22 protein-coding genes are annotated in these 17,859 nt (G+C 69.6%); 12 read left to right on the top strand and 10 right to left on the bottom strand.

Features of this window, described 5'->3' with window-relative positions; genetic code table 11:
* Positions 1–37: 37 nt before the first annotated feature.
* The 5 genes from sufC (at position 38) to K1X13_RS01515 (ending at position 3,798) form a co-directional block, all read left to right on the top strand.
* Entirely contained in the window at positions 38–802 is a 765-nt protein-coding gene (gene sufC / locus K1X13_RS01535; protein ID WP_221023285.1) for a Fe-S cluster assembly ATPase SufC, read from the top strand.
* The gene (locus K1X13_RS01530) at positions 802–2,094 is read left to right on the top strand and encodes a cysteine desulfurase (RefSeq protein ID WP_221023284.1); all 1,293 of its coding nucleotides are present in this window, start codon (positions 802–804) and stop codon (positions 2,092–2,094) included. The genes sufC and K1X13_RS01530 overlap by 1 nt, the downstream gene beginning before the upstream one ends.
* A gap of 2 nt (positions 2,095–2,096) precedes the next feature.
* Complete coding sequence (sufU, locus tag K1X13_RS01525) at positions 2,097–2,600, top strand: Fe-S cluster assembly sulfur transfer protein SufU (RefSeq protein WP_221023283.1); 504 nt, start codon at positions 2,097–2,099, stop codon at positions 2,598–2,600.
* Positions 2,597–2,959, top strand: a complete 363-nt coding sequence (locus tag K1X13_RS01520) for a metal-sulfur cluster assembly factor (RefSeq protein WP_221023282.1) — start codon at positions 2,597–2,599, stop codon at positions 2,957–2,959. Before sufU ends, K1X13_RS01520 begins: the two co-directional genes overlap by 4 nt.
* Positions 2,960–3,159: 200 nt before the next feature.
* A complete protein-coding gene (locus K1X13_RS01515; protein ID WP_221023281.1) occupies positions 3,160–3,798 on the top strand; it encodes an acVLRF1 family peptidyl-tRNA hydrolase in 639 nt (212 codons plus the stop codon).
* Between the two features lie 78 nt (positions 3,799–3,876).
* Here K1X13_RS01515 and K1X13_RS01510 read toward each other — a convergent pair whose 3' ends face one another.
* From K1X13_RS01510 to K1X13_RS01485, 6 genes are all read right to left on the bottom strand, one after another.
* Positions 3,877–4,479 carry an energy-coupling factor transporter transmembrane component T family protein gene (locus tag K1X13_RS01510; RefSeq protein ID WP_221023280.1) on the bottom strand — a complete coding sequence of 201 codons (603 nt, stop codon included), beginning with the start codon at positions 4,477–4,479 and terminating at the stop codon, positions 3,877–3,879.
* On the bottom strand, positions 4,476–5,168 hold the full coding sequence (locus K1X13_RS01505) for an energy-coupling factor ABC transporter ATP-binding protein (protein WP_221023279.1): 693 nt from the start codon (positions 5,166–5,168) through the stop codon (positions 4,476–4,478). The genes K1X13_RS01510 and K1X13_RS01505 overlap by 4 nt, the downstream gene beginning before the upstream one ends.
* Positions 5,159–6,307, bottom strand: a complete 1,149-nt coding sequence (locus tag K1X13_RS01500; RefSeq protein WP_221023278.1) for a thiolase family protein — start codon at positions 6,305–6,307, stop codon at positions 5,159–5,161. Before K1X13_RS01500 ends, K1X13_RS01505 begins: the two co-directional genes overlap by 10 nt.
* A 25-nt stretch (positions 6,308–6,332) precedes the next feature.
* Positions 6,333–7,358, bottom strand: coding sequence for an AMP-binding protein (locus K1X13_RS01495; protein WP_221023277.1), 1,026 nt, complete (start codon positions 7,356–7,358; stop codon positions 6,333–6,335).
* Positions 7,333–7,935 (bottom strand): biotin transporter BioY, encoded by a 603-nt coding sequence (locus K1X13_RS01490; RefSeq protein ID WP_308249330.1) that lies wholly within the window; start codon positions 7,933–7,935, stop codon positions 7,333–7,335. The genes K1X13_RS01495 and K1X13_RS01490 overlap by 26 nt, the downstream gene beginning before the upstream one ends.
* 210 nt (positions 7,936–8,145) lie before the next feature.
* Positions 8,146–8,862 carry a DinB family protein gene (locus K1X13_RS01485; protein WP_308249329.1) on the bottom strand — a complete coding sequence of 239 codons (717 nt, stop codon included), beginning with the start codon at positions 8,860–8,862 and terminating at the stop codon, positions 8,146–8,148.
* Positions 8,863–9,068: 206 nt separating this feature from the next.
* On the opposite strand from K1X13_RS01485, the gene K1X13_RS01480 reads away from it, so the two are divergent.
* Positions 9,069–9,293, top strand: a complete 225-nt coding sequence (locus tag K1X13_RS01480) for a hypothetical protein (RefSeq protein ID WP_221023276.1) — start codon at positions 9,069–9,071, stop codon at positions 9,291–9,293.
* 217 nt (positions 9,294–9,510) lie between these two features.
* On the opposite strand, the gene K1X13_RS01475 is transcribed toward K1X13_RS01480, so the two are convergent.
* Positions 9,511–10,488, bottom strand: coding sequence for an IS110 family RNA-guided transposase (locus K1X13_RS01475; protein WP_221023275.1), 978 nt, complete (start codon positions 10,486–10,488; stop codon positions 9,511–9,513).
* Positions 10,489–10,808: 320 nt separating this feature from the next.
* Here K1X13_RS01475 and K1X13_RS01470 point away from each other — a divergent pair, with 320 nt between their 5' ends.
* The 5 genes from K1X13_RS01470 (at position 10,809) to K1X13_RS01450 (ending at position 14,270) form a co-directional block, all read left to right on the top strand.
* Positions 10,809–11,474, top strand: coding sequence for a nitroreductase family protein (locus tag K1X13_RS01470; RefSeq protein WP_221023274.1), 666 nt, complete (start codon positions 10,809–10,811; stop codon positions 11,472–11,474).
* A 122-nt stretch (positions 11,475–11,596) separates the two neighbouring features.
* Entirely contained in the window at positions 11,597–12,412 is an 816-nt protein-coding gene (locus K1X13_RS01465; protein ID WP_221023273.1) for a maleylpyruvate isomerase family mycothiol-dependent enzyme, read from the top strand.
* 7 nt (positions 12,413–12,419) lie between these two features.
* Positions 12,420–12,917 (top strand): VOC family protein, encoded by a 498-nt coding sequence (locus K1X13_RS01460; RefSeq protein ID WP_221023272.1) that lies wholly within the window; start codon positions 12,420–12,422, stop codon positions 12,915–12,917.
* A gap of 194 nt (positions 12,918–13,111) precedes the next feature.
* A complete protein-coding gene (locus K1X13_RS01455; protein WP_221023271.1) occupies positions 13,112–13,522 on the top strand; it encodes a VOC family protein in 411 nt (136 codons plus the stop codon).
* Positions 13,523–14,006: 484 nt separating this feature from the next.
* Positions 14,007–14,270 (top strand): hypothetical protein, encoded by a 264-nt coding sequence (locus K1X13_RS01450; RefSeq protein WP_221023270.1) that lies wholly within the window; start codon positions 14,007–14,009, stop codon positions 14,268–14,270.
* A gap of 103 nt (positions 14,271–14,373) precedes the next feature.
* Here K1X13_RS01450 and K1X13_RS01445 read toward each other — a convergent pair whose 3' ends face one another.
* Together K1X13_RS01445 and K1X13_RS01440 are read right to left on the bottom strand one after the other, a co-directional pair.
* A complete protein-coding gene (locus tag K1X13_RS01445) occupies positions 14,374–14,538 on the bottom strand; it encodes a VOC family protein (RefSeq protein WP_308249328.1) in 165 nt (54 codons plus the stop codon).
* Positions 14,539–14,553: 15 nt separating this feature from the next.
* A complete protein-coding gene (locus K1X13_RS01440) occupies positions 14,554–14,745 on the bottom strand; it encodes a VOC family protein (RefSeq protein WP_221023269.1) in 192 nt (63 codons plus the stop codon).
* A gap of 481 nt (positions 14,746–15,226) precedes the next feature.
* On the opposite strand from K1X13_RS01440, the gene K1X13_RS01435 reads away from it, so the two are divergent.
* Positions 15,227–15,586 carry an MmcQ/YjbR family DNA-binding protein gene (locus tag K1X13_RS01435; protein WP_221023268.1) on the top strand — a complete coding sequence of 120 codons (360 nt, stop codon included), beginning with the start codon at positions 15,227–15,229 and terminating at the stop codon, positions 15,584–15,586.
* A 1,157-nt stretch (positions 15,587–16,743) separates the two neighbouring features.
* Here K1X13_RS01435 and ypfJ read toward each other — a convergent pair.
* Positions 16,744–17,700: a KPN_02809 family neutral zinc metallopeptidase gene (gene ypfJ / locus K1X13_RS01430; protein ID WP_221023267.1), complete on the bottom strand. Its 957-nt coding sequence runs from the start codon at positions 17,698–17,700 to the stop codon at positions 16,744–16,746.
* Positions 17,701–17,859 lie beyond the last annotated feature (159 nt).

Below are 17,859 nucleotides of genomic sequence, written 5' to 3'. Positions count from 1 at the left end.
ACGAACTTCACACGAGAAGCTGATACGGAGAAAACGAATGGCCACCCTGGTAATCCGCGACCTGCACGTCAGTGTCGACACGGAGCACGGCCCCAAGGAGATCCTCAAGGGCGTCGACCTCACCATCAACGAGGGCGAGACCCACGCGATCATGGGGCCCAACGGCTCCGGCAAGTCGACGCTCGCGTACTCCATCGCCGGCCACCCGAAGTACACCATCACCAGCGGCAGCGTGACCCTCGACGGTGACGACGTCCTCGCGATGTCGGTCGACGAGCGCGCCCGCGCCGGCCTCTTCCTCGCCATGCAGTACCCGGTCGAGGTCCCCGGCGTCTCCGTCGCCAACTTCCTGCGCACCGCGAAGACCGCGATCGACGGCGAGGCTCCCAAGCTGCGCACCTGGATCAAGGACGTCAACGGCGCCATGGAGCGCGTCAAGATGGACACCACGATGGCGCAGCGCTCGGTCAACGAGGGCTTCTCCGGCGGCGAGAAGAAGCGCCACGAGATCGTCCAGCTCGAGCTGCTCAACCCCAAGGTCGCGGTGCTCGACGAGACCGACTCCGGCCTCGACATCGACGCGCTCAAGATCGTCTCCGAGGGCGTGAACCGGTTCCGCGAGCAGGGTGACCGCGGCGTGCTGCTGATCACCCACTACACGCGCATCCTGCGCTACATCAAGCCCGACTTCGTGCACGTCTTCGTCGACGGCCGGATCGCCGAGGAGGGCGGCCCGGAGCTGGCCGACCAGCTCGAGGCCGAGGGCTACGACAAGTACGTCAACGCGGGCGCATCGGCCTGATGACTGCTCCCGGCGCCGTCGCAGCGGGCCAGGCACTGCCTGGCCTGCTGGACGGGCTCGACCTCATCCGGGCCGACTTCCCGATCCTCACCCGCACGCTCGCCGACGGGTTCCCGCTGGTCTACCTCGACAGCGCGAACACCTCGCAGAAGCCGCAGGTCGTGATCGACGCGATGGTCGACCACCTAGAGCGCCACAACTCCAACGTGGCGCGCGCGATGCACCAGCTCGGTGCCGAGTCGTCCGCCGCGTTCGAGGCCGCCCGCGACAAGGTCGCCGCGTTCCTCAACGCCCCGTCCCGCGACGAGGTCGTCTTCACCAAGAACGCCTCCGAGGCGCTCAACCTGGTGGCGAACACCCTGGCGTGGGCCCGCGGGCCGCTCGAGATCGGGGAGGGCGACGAGGTCGTCATCACCGAGATGGAGCACCACTCGAACATCGTGCCGTGGCAGCTGCTCACCGAGCGCAAGGGCGCGACCCTGCGCTGGTTCGGGCTCACCGACGAGGGCCGGCTCGACCTGTCCAAGATCGACGAGCTGATCACCGAGCGCACCAAGGTGGTCGCGCTGACCTGGGTGTCGAACATGCTCGGCACGGTCAACCCGGTCGCCGAGATCGCCCGCCGGGCGCACGAGGTCGGCGCGGTCGTCGTCGTGGACGCCTCCCAGGCCGCGCCGCAGATGCCGGTCGACGTGGTCGCCTCGGGCGCGGACTTCCTCGCGTTCACCGGCCACAAGGTCGTCGGCCCCACGGGCATCGGCGTGCTGTGGGGACGCCGCGAGATCTTCGCGCAGCTCCCGCCGTTCCTCGGCGGCGGCGAGATGATCGCGACCGTGACGATGGAGCGGTCGACGTACGCCGACATCCCGCACCGGTTCGAGGCCGGCACCCCGCCGATCGTCGAGGCGGTCGGGCTCGGGGCGGCGGTGGACTATCTGTCCGCGCTCGGCATGGAGAACGTGCAGCGCCACGAGGAGGCGATCACCGGCTACGCCCTCGAGGGCCTGGCCACGGTGAAGGGCCTGACGGTGATGGGCCCGACCACTGCGCACCAGCGCGGCGGGGCGATCTCCTTCGAGATCGAGGGCGTGCACCCGCATGACGTGAGCCAGGTGCTCGACTCGCGCGGCATCGCCGTCCGCGCCGGGCACCACTGCGCCAAGCCGGCGCACAAGCGGTTCGGCGTGCAGAGCTCGACCCGCGCGTCGTCGTACCTGTACACGACTCCGGCCGAGATCGACGCGCTCGTCGACGGCCTGGAGTACACCAAGAAGTACTTCAGGGTGGGGTGACGATGGATCTTGACTCGCTGTACCAGGAGATCATCCTCGACCACTACAAGAACCCGCACCACCAGGGCCTGCGGGAGCCGTACGAGGCCGAGGTGCACCACGTGAACCCGACGTGCGGTGACGAGATCACCATGCGGGTCCACCTCTCCCGCGACGGCGGCGAGCCCGTCGTCGCGGACGTCTCGTACGACGCCGAGGGATGCTCGATCAGCCAGGCCGCGACGTCGGTGATGACCGACCTGGTGATCGGGAAGACCGTCCCGGAGGCGCTCGCGGTGCACGAGGAGTTCCTCACCCTGATGCAGGGCCGGGGGACCGTCGAGCCCGACGAGGAGGTGCTCGAGGACGCGATCGCCTTCGCCGGGGTCGCGAAGTTCCCGGCCCGGGTGAAGTGCGCGCTACTGTCATGGATGGCGTGGAAGGACGCGACATCGCAGGTGCTCGGCGCCGAGGCCCTCCGCACGGACCGGGCCACCGCCGACGCAGAAACGAAGGAGCAACGATGACCGACGCCCAGACCGACCTCCCCGAGGTGGACCTCACCGGGGGCACCTCCGCCGTCACCAAGGACGACGTGACCGAGGCGATGAAGGACGTCGTCGACCCCGAGCTCGGGATCAACGTCGTCGACCTCGGCCTGGTGTACGACGTGCACCTCGACGACGGCAACAACGTGGTGCTCGACATGACCCTGACGTCCGCGGCGTGCCCGCTGACCGACGTGATCACCGACCAGACCAACGCCGCGCTCGAGGGCCTGGTCAACGACGTGAACATCAACTGGGTGTGGATGCCGCCGTGGGGCCCGGACAAGATCACCGACGACGGCCGCGAGATGCTCCGCGCCCTCGGCTTCAACGTCTGACCCCCTGCCCTCCCGGGCTCCCTCGTTGAGACGTCACTCGTTCGGCGTCGAGAGGTCAGTCGTGAGGGGTTGAGAGGTCAGTCGTGAGGCGTTGAGAGGTCAGTCGTGAGGCGTTGAAGCGTCAGTCGTGAGGGGTTGAGGGGTCAGTCGTTCGGCGCGCGGCGGCCGGCTGGCCGCCGTACCGGCACTAGGTTGGACCCATGACCCCGACCCGGACGGTGCTCGTGCCCCCTGCCCGGCTGGTCCGGTGGTTCGACAACTTCTCCACCCGGCACGGCTCCCCGGAGTTGCAGGTCCGCGAAGGCCGCCTCGTCGCCCACGCTCCCGATGGAGCGCGGGCCGAGGCGGCCTTGCCGTTCCACCAGGTGTACGACGGACCGCCGACCGCCGAGGACCTCCGGAGGGCGGCCGACGCCGAGGTCCGGTGGGGCGTGCTGCTCGTGCGCAAGGGCGGGTTCGCCGTTGCCGCGGGAACGGCGGACAGGCCCCTGGTCTCGAAGGTCGGGCAGCGGCACGTGCAGGGGCGGACCAAGGCGGGCGGTCAGAGCCAGCAGCGGTTCGCTCGGCGACGCGACAACCAGGCACGCAGCGCCTACGAAGCCGCCGCGGATCATGCGCATCGCGTCCTGCTCACCGAGTTCGGGAAGGTCGAGGCGCTCGTCTGCGGCGGGGACAGGGGAGCGGTGGACGCCGTACTCGCCGACCCGCGGCTGCGTGGTCTCGCCGAGCTGCGCACCGAACCCTGGCTCGCCGTACCGGACCCGCGGCGGCAGGTCCTCGACCAGGCGATCGCCGACGCCCGCTCGGTGTCGATCGAGGTCACCGACCCGAACGACTGACCTCTGAACCCCTCACGACTGACCTCTCAACGCCGAACGAGTGACGCCTCAACGCCGAACGAGTGACGTCTCAACGGGTCAGTCGTCGACGCCGCGCGCGACGAGGGCGTCGCCGAGCGCATCGGCGTGCCGGAGCGAGCGGACGATCAGCGGGACCGCGAAGGCACGGGGGCTCGCGGTGAGTCCCCGCGCCCGTTGCGCGTCCCGGACCTCCTCGGCCAGCCCCACGACGACTGGCACCGACCGGATCCCCAGCGCCAGCATCAGGCCGACGCGTTCGGGGTCGACGCCGACCCGGCGCAGCGGCCGGCAGAGGCCCACCACCGCATCGACCATGTCCGTGGTCCGGGTGGTCATCGTGACCAGCGCCGCGAGCAGCACGAGCGTCGCGATCAGCCCGGTCACGACGAACGCCCGCTCCCAGCTGCCCGACAGCACGTGGAAGAGCGCGATCAGGCCCACCATCCACACCAGCGGTCGTACCTGGAGCACCGCCATCCGGGCGGGGATCCGCGCCACCGCGTAGCCGCCCAGCACGACACCGAGCGCGACCAGCACCTGCCACCAGTGGTCGAGGAGGACCGACGCGACACCGGCGGCGAGCATCACGCCGAGCTTGGTGCCGGCGCGGGCCCGGTGCAGGACCGTGCCGCCCGGCTGGTAGAGCCCGAGGACGCTCATGCCATCAGTTCCCGGTAGTGGGCGACCGCCGAGGCGGGCGTGCCGTCGTAGACCACCCGGGTCTCGTCGAAGACGAGCACCCGGTCGAACCCGTCGAGCAGGTCCAGGTGGTGCGTCACCAGCACGACCTGCTGCGGCAGGTCGCGCACGGCGCCCGAGACCTTCGCGGCGTTGCGCAGGTCGAGCAGCGTGGTCGGCTCGTCCATCACGAGCACCGCCGGCTCGGTGACCAGCACCGACGAGAGCGCCAGCAGCTGCTTCTGGCCGCCGGAGAGGAGGTGGGCGGGGTGGTCCGCGTGGCCCTCGAGCCCGTAAGTCGCCAGCATCCCCGCCACACGGGCCGCGACCTGGTCCTTGCTCAGCCCCCGTCGTCGGAGGCCGAACGCGACGTCCTCGCGCACCGTGGGCATCACGATCTGCGCGTCGGGGTCGGTGAAGCAGAACCCCACCAGACGGCGTACCTCCCGGCCGCTCTTGCGGGTGTCCAGCCCGTCGACCCGGACCGACCCCGACGTGGGCAGGACCAGGCCGTTGAGCATCCGGACGAAGGTGGACTTGCCCGAGCCGTTGGCGCCGACGATCCCGATCCGCTGCTCGGTCAGCCGCAGCGACACGTCGCTCAGCACGACCCGGCGGTTCGACCCCTCGCCGTACGCGTGGCTGACCCTGTCGACGTCGATCACGGGCATCGTTCGACCACCACCGCGACTCCCTGGCCGCCCCCGGCGGCGATGGCGGCGAGCCCGTAACGTCCGCGCCCGGCGCGCACCAGCTGGCTGAACAGGCGGACCACGAGCACCGCCCCGGACGCGCCCCACGGGTGGCCGAGCGCGAGCGCGCCGCCTTCGACGCAGACCCGTTCGGGGTCCAGGGAGAGCTCCGCGCAGCAGGCGAGCACCTGCCCCGCGAACGCCTCGTTCAGCTCGACGACATCCAGGTCGTCGAGGGTCAGGCCGGCCCGCGCCAGGGCCCGCCCGGTCGCGGGGACGATGCCGAGGCCGGGCCGGTTCGGGTCGACGCCGGCGGTGGCGGTCGCGAGGATCCGCAGGCCGGGGACGCCGAGCTCGCGGTGGGTGCCCGCGGACACGACCGTCACCGCCGCCGCCCCGTCGTTCACGCCGCAGGAGTTCCCGGCGGTGACCGTGCCGTCGGTTCGGTGGAGGGGCCGGAGCCGTCCGAGTCGCTCGGCGGTCAGCCCGGCCCGCGGGCGCTCGTCGACGTGTACGGCGCCCACCGGGACGGTCTCCTCGGCGAAGCCGCCGCGCTCCAGGGTGGCCGCCGCGCGGGCGTGCGAGCGTGCAGCGTAGGCGTCCTGCTGCTGCCGGTCGACGCCGTGCTCGGCGGCGAGAAGGTCTGCCGCGAGCCCCATGTCGGGGTCGCCGACGGACGCCGGCGCGAACGGCGCCCGGGCGTACCGGACCGGCTCGCCGTCCCGCGACGACGGGGGCCAGGACCGCCACGGGGCGGTCGAGGCCGACTCGACGCCGCCGGCGACCACCACCGAGGCGCCGTCGCGGACCAGCGCAGCCCCGACGGTGACCGCCGCGAGGCCGCTGCCGCACTGGCGGTCGACGGTCAGCGCGGGCACGGCCAGCGGCAGGCCCGCGGAGAGCGCCGCCACCCGGGCGACGTCACCGCCGGGGCCCATGCAGTTGCCGAGCACCACCTCGTCGACGGCCGGGGCGCGGGCGGCCAGCGCGGCGAGCACCGGTGCCGCGAGGTCCGCGGCGTCCACGTCGCGAAGTCCGTGACCGGCCGTGCCGATCGGGGTGCGCAGCGCGTCCACGACGACCGGCAGGTCGCGGGGCTCGGAGGGTGAGGTGGTCATCGCAGGCCAACGGTATCCGCGCGGATCACAGGAGCCGTCGCACGCCCTCGCCGGTGGACGCGACCAGGGTGGCCAACCCCGCCCGGTCGACCTTGCCGGCGGCGGTGAGGGGCAGGTGGTCCACCGCGAACCAGCGGCGCGGCCGGTGGGTCCGGTCGAGCACGCTGCGCGCACGTGCGCGGACGGCGTCGACACGGGCGCCGTCCGTGAGCACGCCGCAGAGCACGGCTCCCAGGTCGGGGTGCGGCACACCGACCACCACGAGCTCACCGCCGGCGACGGCAGGGCGCAGCGCGTGCTCGACGTCGGCGACCAGGACGGTCACGCCGCTCGTGGTGACCGCCTCCGTGCCGCGTCCGAGGACCCGGACCAGGCCGCCCGCCACGTGCCCCCGGTCACCGACCGTCGCGTACCCATCGGGGTCGCGCAGCAGGGCGCCGGGCTCTCCCTCGTACCCGTCGGCCAGGTAGGGGGAGCGGACCCACAGCACTCCCTCCCGGTCGACCACGTCGACCTCGGGGAACGGGTGGAGGTCGTCCTCGTGGGAGCCCCACGCCACGAAGGACAGCTCCGCGGCACCGTAGTAGTGGCTGATCCGGGCGCCGGCCGCCGCCGCCTGGTCGTGCAACCCCACGGCGAGGCGGTCGCCGGCGACCAGGACGTGCACCCCGGTGAGTGGCGCCCCGTCGTCCAGGCAGCGGGCGAGCGCCGAGGGGGTGAGGTGCGCGTGTGTGGCGACCCTCGGGTCCGAGACCACGGTGGCGCCGGCCCAGGCCGCGTGCACCGCGGCGAACAGGTTCATCGTCGACGACAGCGGCCCGGGCACCCACACCCGCGCGTCGTGACCGACCGAGAGCAGGGCGGAGACGTGCGGGAACGAGTGCGACCACGACGCGGCGCTGCGGACCACCGACCGGGTGGCCCCCGACGTGCCGGAGGTGCGGAGCGCGAGCCGGTCGCCGCGCACCGTCGCGTCGAGCACGGCCGCCGCCGGGTCGGGGCAGGCGGCGGCGTCGAGCAGCCGGTCAGACAGCCGAGGTCTCCCGCTCACGGCGCCGGCCGCGGACCAGACCCGGGTAGGCCGAGTGCACGCCGCGCGCGATGACGGCCGCCAGCACCGCCTTGACCGCGTCGCCGGGCAGGAAGATCCACGTGGAGACCGCGGCGGCGCCTACCGAGATGCCGGCCACAGCGGCGATGCCGACGATGCCCGCCGCGTAGAGCACCACGATACCGCCGACCACGTTGGCGACGACGCCCCAGTGCAGCTTGTACGACGGACCGCCCCGCTCGGTGATCCAACCGACGATCCACGCCGCGACCGGCCAGGCGACCAGGAACCCGACCGAGGGAGTCATGAACGCCCCGAGCCCTCCGCGGCCGCCGGCGAGCAGTGGCAGTCCCACGGCGACCAGGGCCAGGAACAGCGTCAGGGACAGGAAGCCCCGGCGTGCCCCGAGTACGGCGCCGGCGAGCATCACGCCGAGCGACTGGGTCGTGATCGGGACGGTGAAGCCCGGGGGAGTGAAGGCGGGGACGATGCCGAGGGCGGCGACGAACCCGGCGAAGATCGCCACCAGGGCGGCGTCGCGGGCGGGGGTGCGGGGAGCCGAGGAGATCGAGCGCACGCGGATGAGCCTTTCTGCGGGTCCCCGTCGGGGTTTCGGGGGCTTGGCCAGCAGTCTAGGTGAGCCTTTACGAGACCAGTTGTCGTGGTCCGGTTCTTGAACCTAACTGGATGTGTCCCTATTCGCGTCCGACTTGCAGCAGCTCAGGCGCTTACCGGCTGAACTCGCACCGATGAGCGGTCATCGGGATCGTCATGGTCCGGCTGTGGGCTACTGTCCGCGCGCCCAGCCGTTGGGCGATTGGATCGCGTCGAGGTCGCGCAGCGCGAATCGTAGGTGTTCCCAACTCTCTTCGAGAATCACGTGCAGACAACTGCGAACGGTTTCGGCTTCTGCGGGACTGTGCGGGTTGCGGCGTTCCTCGTCGAGTACCTGGTCGGTGACCGTGGCCAGGAAGTCGCGCACCATCGCGGTCCGGTCCGCGCGTGCGGCCAGGACGTCGTCGTAAGCGCGCGCCTGCGAGGCGCCGTCACTGTGCCCGAGGCCGAGGGGATGGAAGTCAGCCTCCCCGAGCCCCAACACGCCCTTACCCAGCCAGATGTCGGTGGCGTGCACCAGGTGACGCAGGGTCTCAGAGAACGACCACTCATCATCAACCCGGATATTGACTGAGCCTGAGGGCAGCACCGCTGCCCGCTCGATCGCCGCGTCCCAGGCGCGGTCTACCGCGGTCCACGCCTCGCGCAAACCCACCGGGCTCTCGGCCCGCCGCTCGCTGCGGCCGGGAAAGCGCCGATCCAGCTCCGCCTCGACGAACGGCGTCACGTGGATCCCGTTCACCCGCAACCCCGGACCCGCGCTCAACCAAGGTGCATCGATGTCCATCCCAGCAACCTCGACACCGCGCATCACCACGCCCGACAGGTCGCACTCCACAAACCGCGCACCGCGCAAGTCACGCTCAAGGAACTTCTCATGCTCAGCCACGCCGGACCGCCCCCTTCATAGACATCAGTTGCACTGAACGCTATTAGCCAATCCGGACAGGATGCGCCCGGAATGCTCGACACAGTGGTGTCTTCCAGGCGAACGCCTCAGGCCGAACCGCACTCACAGGCCGCGAAGAGGGGTTCTGTTGTGCGCGGGTCGACCTGGCTCTCTACTTGTCGCACGGGCTCGTAGCTCGTGCCTACATGGGCTACTCGCGGTGCCGGATCTGCAATGCGCAGAACGGCAACCTGGAGTTGACCGATGATGTTTTCATCTGGCCCGAGGGTCTGGCGCACTACGTCCGGGACCACGCTGTGCGGCTTCCGGTCGAGTTCGTCGTTCAGCACGCTGGCCAGATGGAGTCGCTGACGGACGGCCTGGTTGTCGACGACGAATGGTGGCGTTCACAAGCCTCCACGTCGCACTGACATGGCTCCCTTCTGTGTCAAGACGCGGCGGGAATGGTGCGCTTAGGCTTGGTCTTGGCGGGTCCGGGAAGTGACTTGTCCGAAGAGCCGGCAGTGGGCTGTGAGCCGGTCGCGCTGGAGACAGAGTCGTTGCCTAGTTGTCCTCCCGGGCCCGTCTTCTGCGCCGCGACGAGGTCCTCGAGCATGGTCTTGTAGACGAGGTCGGAGAGCCGTCGTTTCAGCAGCGCATGGCTTCCATCGAGGTCTTGCCGGTTGCCTTCTTGCGGTCGAAGTAGGCCCGGCCTTCGGTCGGGTTGCGCAGCTGCACGACGGCCATGATGTGCAGGACCCGGTTGATCTGGCGGTTGCCGCCGCGGGAGAGCCGGTGTCGGACGTGGTCGCCGGAGGAGGCGTCGATGGGTGCGGTGCCGGTCCAGGAGGCGAAGTGGCCGCGGTCGGGGAACCGGGTGATGTCGCCGACCTCGGCCAGCAGCCGGGCAGCACCGGACGGTCCGATGCCGCGCAGGTCCAGCAACCGGGTGCCGGTGGCCTTCACGAGCTCGGTGAGTTCCTTGTCCGCGGCCTTGGTGCGGGCGTAGATCTTCTCTAGGTCGACCACCAGCTCCATCGCGACGCGCTTGCGGGTCTTGCCGACCACGTCGCGGGGGCGCACCGATGCCAGCAGCTTGCGGGCCTGGGCAGCGGACAAGAACACCTTCGCCCCACCGGGGATGAGTTCCAGCAAGAGCGCGTGCAGCTGGGAGACCTTGCGGGTGTGCTCCTCGCCCAGGGAGCGGCGGCGGTCGACCAGCAGCCGGAGCACCTCGAGCTGGTCGTCGGCCACTACTGGCCGCAGCCCGGTCATGCGGGTGCCGACCAGCGCGACGGAGTGGGCGTCGGTGGCGTCGGTCTTGCGACCCTGCCCGGTGGCGAACACCCGCGCCCGGGCGGACAGCTTCGGCGGCACGTCGACGACCTCTTCGCCGTCGGCGATGAGCCGGTGCGCGATGTGCCGGCCGATGCCGTTGCAGCCCTCGATGGCCCAGACCCGATCAGGCCAGGCGCGCACACTGTCGAGCATCAGGCGGTAGCCCGCCGCGTCGGTGGCGAATCTTCCACCACCCAGGACATGCTCGTCGCCGTCCATCACCTCGATGGTGACCGACCGCTTGTGCGGGTCCATGCCGATGACGACCCGCGGGGATACCTGACTCACGTTGCCTCCTCTTGCTCAACTGATGAATGTCGAGCCGGAGGGCACCGCTACTTCGAGCAGAGCAATCCCTTCTTGAGCCTCTCCCGCCCGGGTCGGTGCCCGAGGCTGCGCAGGCCATGTGAGAGCCACACGCGATTCGTGGGCAGCCGCGTTGAGAGCGACAACCTCGGACACCTCGACCGAGCCTCGTCAGACCCCGGTCGTGTCGTCAATGGAACAAGTAGCCGCGGATAGTGGAACTCGCTGGACTGCCGGTGTCCACGTGTGTCCCGAGCCAGCGGCGACGGCCACACCAAGGACGAGAGCTTAGGCTGCGCTTCATGGACCTCTACGAGGTGATGCGGACGACTGCGGCGGTTCGAGAGTTCACCGACGATCCGCTTCCGGACGAAGTGCTCCATACCATTCTCGAGAACGCTCGATTCGCCCCTAGTGGCGGCAACCGCCAAGGCGCCCAGATCGTCGTGGTCCGTGATCCTGTGACGCGGGACCGGCTGGTCGAGATCACTGAGCCTGGTGCCCGGCGGTATCACGCGCAGCGTGCTGCGGGTGAAACCCCGTGGAGCGCGTACACCACCAGCCGGGTCACCGAGGAGCAGTTGACGCAGACCCGGGTCCCTGCGTCGGTCACAGAACCGCTGCGCCGGGCCGCTGTCGTCCTCGTCGTCTGCGTCGACCTGCGTGCCGTGGCCGCGCTGGACAAGGAGCTCGACAGGGTCGGGATCGTCGGCGGCGCGTCGGTCTATCCGCTGGTGTGGAACATCCTGTTGGCGGCCCGGAACGAGGGTTTCGGAGGCACGATCACGACGATGGCCATCGCCGAGGAGCCGGCGCTGAAGCAGCTGCTCGGCGTCCCCGAACCGTTCGCGGTCGCGGCCGTTGTGCCCCTTGGCAAGCCGGCGAAGCAGCTGAAGCGGCTGAGCCGGATCGCGGTGGACGAATTGACCCACCTCGAGCACTGGGACGGTGGCCCTCTCCTGTCGTAGCCTGAAGTTGAACGCGCAACTACGACTCGCCGAGTTCCGGCCTTCGCGTGACCCGGTGCAGCCTGCGCCGGACCGGCTCCGGCTCCGGCTCCTCGACACTCCTCTCCGAGGGAGGTGCGGGCATGGGCACGTGGAACGCCATGACCCCGGAAGGTAAGGACACGATCCTTCGGGTCGTGCGACAAGAAGCAGAGCAGTTCTTCGACCTGGTCGACAGCGACGAAGCCTGGGAGGCGCCCACCGGCGCTGGGCACTGGCAGGTACGCGATGTCGTCGGTCACCTCGTGGACACGACCGAGGCGTATTTCGTGTCGTTCGACGCTGCCCGCAACCACTCGGAGGTGGAGCCGGCCTACGGCCTGCCCGGCATGGCGGTACGGTGCGACGAGATGGCGCGGGCGTTTCGCTCCGTGCCGCGGGCGGAGCTCGTCGAGCGGGCACGCGCCGACTTCGACAGGATGATGGAGACGTTAGACGGCCTGACGGACGAGAACTGGACGGGCCTGCTGGTCCCGCACTTCTACATGGGGCCGCTGCCGTCGTTTTTCTACCCGGCTTTCCAGCTGATGGACTATGGCGTGCACTCCTGGGACGTCCGGCAGGGCACTGGTCGGGCACATGGGCTGTCGGGCGAGGCAGCCGACCTGCTCACGCCATTCATGTTCGTGCTGTGGCAGTACACCACCAACCCGGTCAGCCCGGACGGCGTCTGTGAGATCGGCATCCGGATCACCTCCGGATCGAACGCCGGGGACACCCGCATCTCGCTGACCGAGGACGGGTTTTCGTACGCCGCCGGGGAGACCGATGACCTGACCGTGCTCGAGTTCGACCCGGGAAGCTTCGTGCTCACAGCCTTCGGCCGCAGCAACGCGGGCACCATCAGAGGCGACCGTGCGGTAGCCGACCGCTTCTTGAACATCTTCTTCAGGATCTGAGGCGGTCATGACCGACATCGATCTCGCCGCCATCGACGCCGAACGTGAACGCATCCGCGACGCCTACCTCCGTCCGGACGAGCGGCGGCCCTCGTCGAGCGCCCGCGGACTGCATCACTTCGCCGTTGTCGCCCGCGACGTCGAGGAGACCATCCGGTTCTACCAGGAGCTGCTGGAGTTCCCGCTGACGGAGATCTTCGAGAATCGCGACTACAAGGGCTCGAACCACTTCTTCTTCGACATCGGCAACAACAACCTCCTGGCGTTCTTCGACTTCCCGGGCCTGGACCTCGGCCCGTACGCCGAAGTGCTGGGCGGGCTGCACCACATCGCGATCTCGGTGGAACCCGAGAAGTGGGAGCGCCTGCGGCGCAAGCTCGACGAGGCCGGTGTCGAGTACCTGCACGAGAGCGGCACGTCGATCTACTTGCGGGATCCCAATGGCGCAAGGCTCGAACTGATCGCTGACCCGCTCGGGGAGATGTACGGCACCAAGGTGCTGTGAAGCCGTCGCGGGAGTGACGCTGCCGAGAGCGACGGGCCCGTCATTTCATGGTGCGGGGGCTCGACGGGCTCGAGGGGGTGATAGCCACCCGGCATTCGAACGTAGCGTCGCCGGTCGTGGCCCTGTCGGCGTGCAGCACTTCCGAGCCCGAATCGGATTGCGGAGCGTCGGCGATCATTGGCAGCGTGTGAGGCATGACCTCCTTCGTCTCCCACACCACCCTCGACTGCGGCAACGCCTACGAGCTCTCGGAGTGGTGGAAGCAGCTTCTGGGCTATGTCGACAGCGACGACGATCCCAACGAGCCGGGTGATCAGGAATGCGCGATCCGTGACCCGGAGACCGGCCACGAGATCCTCTTCATCGAGGTGCCCGATTCGAAGTCCGTGAAGAACCGCATCCACTTCGACCTGCGGCCGCGCACGGGCAGTCGCGACGACGAGATCGAGCGAGTGCTCGGGCTCGGTGCGCGGGAGGTGTCCGACCACCGCGGCCAGTACGGCCCCGGCACCGGATGGGTCGTCCTTTCCGACCCGGAAGGCAACGAGTTCTGCATCCTCCGCTCTGAGGCCGAGGTGGCAGCCGGCCCGCCGCCGAGCGAATGAACCGGCCGCTGCGACGATTCGAGCTCCTTGCCGATGCCGTTGCAGCCCTCGATCGCCCAAACCCGATCGCGGTGCTCGCGGCCGGCGGCGAGCATCTCGGCATACCCGGCCTTGTCGGTGCCGTACCTGCCCACAGCGAGCACCTGGGCTCGTTCGTCGACCACCTCGATCGTGGCCGAACGCTTGTGCGGGTCCATCCCGATGATCACGGCCATCGGTGCCTCCTCAGTGCTGAACTCAGATGGTTGTCAGCAAGGAGGGCACCGCTACTTCGAGCAGAACAAACCCCCTTTCAGCCTCTCCTCGCGCGGCGTCCGGCGAGACCGCAGGCCATGAGAGAGCCACACCAATGACACCGGTGGGCAGCCGCAATGTGGGAGCGTCTCGCCGGACACCTGGACCGAGTCTGGCCGGACGCCGATCCTGCGTGAAGTCTCTAAGTAGCCGCAATCGGCTCGGACAGGCTTGCGGCATCATCGACAGCGTGGCACAGAAGATCGCCTTACCCGGGGAGGGCGGATACGTCGAGTTGCCGGACACCGGCGATGGATACATCTCCGCCGTTGTCTGTCACCGGCCAGACGGGTCTGTCGGATGGCAAGCGCTAGCCCCAAGCGGTGAGCGGGACGCGTGGGTGACTGTTTCCCTGGAGGGCGACACCACTGTGGTCGCCACTTCGTGGTCGGGCTGGCGCGTGCACTTCGACGCGGCCACGGGCACTGAGACGGGGCGGCACTTCACCAAATGAACGCAACGATTTGCCGCGGAGAGTGAAAGAGCCGTCATGCCGATCAGCGGATGCGCAGTGAGTCCTAAGTCGGGTGCGCACTTGCCCGCGAGCGAGGCGTCGGTCAGCCCACCGCGTCCGGTGTGAACGGCGTCAGGCAGAACGGATGGCCGGCTGGATCGAGCAGCACTCGCCAATGCGGGTCCGGCTGCTCTGGCAGCGTGGCGCCAAGCGCGACCGCCCGCTCCGCAGCCGCGCCGAGATCGTCGGCGGTGAGATCAAGGTGCACGATCGCCGTCCCCTGTCAGTCCGGGGGGACATGACCGTCGACCTGTTGCGCTACCAGCACAGCCCCGGGCACCTCGATCGCGACGCTCGAGTCCTTCGCCCACAACTGACGGCCTCCGAGCAGCCCCAGGTAGAAGTCGGCAAGCCGCTGCGGGTCAGGGCAGTCCAGCGAGATGCCCACCAGCCTCGCCAGGTGGAACGCGGTCACAACCTCACCCTATGGCCTATGTCGTGCGTGCGCCGGTCCTCAACGTCCGGATCTGTAGCCGGCCGACTGCGGCGAGGAAACCGATTCCCGCGGCCCGCGCCTCACGCAATGCGAAGCCGATACCACGGCCATCGCTGCGAAAGCCAGGAGCCACGCCGTCGCCAGGACGATCTCAGGGAGGGCCAGGTGCTTCAAGGCGCTCGGTCGTTTCGTCTTCTGGTTCTTCTGCGGCGTCGCACCTTGGGCAGCGAGCGCCCGGAACTGCCGCTGAGCGGTCCTGCCGATGACTGTTCCCCGGGCCGCCTCCAGTCACCCCCGAAGGCGGCGACCGATGACTCGGGGCCCCCGTCATGGTCAACCTTTCGTACGCGAAGCCCCAGGAGCGGATTCTGATGGACGAGACCCAAGCAGGGCGAGTTGCGGGCACCGGACGGCGTGCGGATGGCGCACGTGCCCCCGTCATGACCGGCGGGTTCCGAGCATGGCGGTGATCGAGGACGTTCGGCCGCTCGGCGCCGAGTTGGAACGCTCCTACCAGGTGTACGTACATGGGCGGCTGAAGTTCCGCGTCAAGCAGATTGTCTACGTGGCGTTCTCCCTCGACGAGACCGTGATGGGTTTCGCGTTCCCCAGGGAGGAGCGCGCGGCGCTTGTCGCCAGCGAGCCGCACAAGTTCCAGATGCCGTCGGCGTCGGACATGCGCTTCAACTGGGTCCACGCAGACCTTGCGGCCCTGGACCCGACCGAGGCCCGCGAGCTCGTCGTGGACGCTTGGCGCTTGGTCGTCCCCAAGAAGCTCTCCCGCGCCTACGATCTCACTCATCCCAACGGCCCGGGCTGAAGCCCGAACCCCGTGACGTCGACCGCTTTGCGCCGTCACGCCTGGGGTGGGGACGGGACTCGCACTCTCATTCCGCGGACAGAGAACCTGCGGAACTGCCGAGACCCGGTCGCCGTTCATGCACTCTGAGCCGAGTCGAGTCTCCCTACACCCGGAGTGTGGAGGACCAAGAGGAGCATTACCTCGGTGCACGAGCGGTTGTCCGTGGAACCGTCCAGGGCGGTCCGGTCGACGGGGACGAGTTCGCTCTACCGGCAAGCGTGACATCGCACGGAGTCCTACAGGACGCCGTAGTCAGCCTCTGCATCAGCGGCGTCTGGCATGAGTACGAGCTCCAGTCGGAAGAAGCCGGCAACAACCAGCTCGTCTACCTGGGGCAGCGCGCTAGGTCCTAGGTTGGCGACCGAACGCACTGATGCCGCGGTCCGATCATGGGGGATGAGCCTGTCGCCGGTACGGGCGCTCGACACCCCAACTACATCCTCGCCGCCTACATGGCCTCCGGTACCTGACCAGCCTTCCGGTCGTGTCGAGATCCGTGCGTCGACACATGTGTGCGAGCGAGGCAGACCGAGTCCAGCCGAATCCGACGAGGCAGAGCTTTGGCCGTGGAACCATGATCGCGTGCCTAGACCGACGCCCGCCAAGCGCGCACTTGCTGCTGGCCTCGCGCTCATCGCGCTCGGAGTTGTGCTGGGGGCACTGCATGTCGGCGGCGTCGTGGTCCTGCTTCCTGGTGTCATGCTGTGTGTCTCGGCGGCTGCCCTCTCGGCATCCGGCTCGCCTCAACGTCAGGCGGGCCAGCCGTCTGGCCCACTGCGGGGGGCGCCCCGCGGGTCGGTGGTCGCAGTCTGCGTTCTCGGCGGTCTCATCCTTCTGCCAATCGCGACCATCGGAGCACTCATGGCCGGCGACGCTGATCCCCTAGGCATCTTCCTCGTCGGACTTGGCCTGTTCTCGCTCGCTGGGGTGTTGGCCGTGACCTTCCTTGCGGTGTTCTCCATCAACGCGGCGAGAACGGGGAGGTCTGCCGACTCACCCTCCATCGCCCCCCGCTCATAGCGGCGTCCCGGACCGGGCCCCCGGACCAGTGCGTCACCGCCCAGTGAGCTGAGCGCCACGCGCCCGAGCCGGGAGCCCCGGCTCGGGCCGCCTGCCTACAGGCTGCGTGCCCCGAAGGTGTCGCAGGCCTGCAGGCTGCCCTTGGCCCGCCCGGTCTCGAACCAGCGCATCCGCTGCTCGGCCGAGCCGTGCGTCCACTGGTCGGGGTTCACCCGGCCCGACGTCTTCTGCTGGATCCGGTCGTCGCCCACCGCGCGGGCGGAGTCGAGCGCCTCGGAGATGTCCTCCTGCGTCAGCTCGGAGATGAACACCTCGCCGTCGGCGTCCTCCACCTCGGTGGCGAACTTGCTCCACATGCCGGCGTAGCAGTCCGCCTGCAGCTCGAGCCGGACCGCGTCGCTGTCGGCGCCCTGCTGGGTGCGCACCCGGCCCATCGTGCCGAGCAGGTTCTGGATGTGGTGGCCGTACTCGTGGGCGAGCACGTAGGCCTCGGCGAAGTCGCCGCCCTTGCCGCCGAGCTGGCCCTCGAGCATGTCCTCGAAGAACGTGGTGTCGAGATAGACCTGCTGGTCGGGCGGGCAGTAGAAGGGGCCGACGTCGGAGGTGGCGCCGCCGCAGCCGGTGCCCACCTGGTCGGAGAAGATCACGGTGTCCGCCTCGGCGTACCGGCGGCCGGCCTGGTCGGGCAGCGCGTCCTGCCAGTAGGCCTGGATGGAGTTCACCACGGCGACCCGCGCGCAGTCGGGGTCCTGGTTGGCGTCGGCGCCGGTCCGGCAGTGTGCGAGCTCCTGGCCGCCTGTGGACACCGGGCCGCTGTCGCTGGCCGCGCCCCCTGCGCCACCGGGGAGCGAGGACGTGCCGCCACCCCCGCCGACGAACTGGGTCAGCACGATGATGATGATCACCACGATCACGCCGCCGATGCCGCCGCCGACCTTCATGCCGCTGCCGCCGCCACCGGCCGGGAAGCCGAAGCCGCCCCCGCCGCCCCCGCTGCCGCGCCGGTTCTGGACCTGGCCGGAGTCGAGCCGGGCCTTGGGGTTGAAGCGCATGGTGTTCCTTCCGTACGGCGCCGGCAGGGCCACCGCCCCGCGAAGGCGGACCTGCTTGCGTAGACTAGACCTCATGAGGCTCGAGACGGACTAACCGACCCCGCTGCCGCCCCGTACCCACCGGGCCCCGTTCCATGGCCCGCCGCAGCGCCGCGTCCG

It is taken from the genome of Nocardioides jiangsuensis, assembly GCF_019679455.1.
In the GTDB taxonomy this organism is placed as follows: Bacteria; Actinomycetota; Actinomycetes; order Propionibacteriales; family Nocardioidaceae; genus Nocardioides_C; species Nocardioides_C jiangsuensis.
The sequence above is the reverse complement of the archived record's forward strand: the minus strand, read 5'-3'. Positions and strand labels throughout refer to the sequence as shown.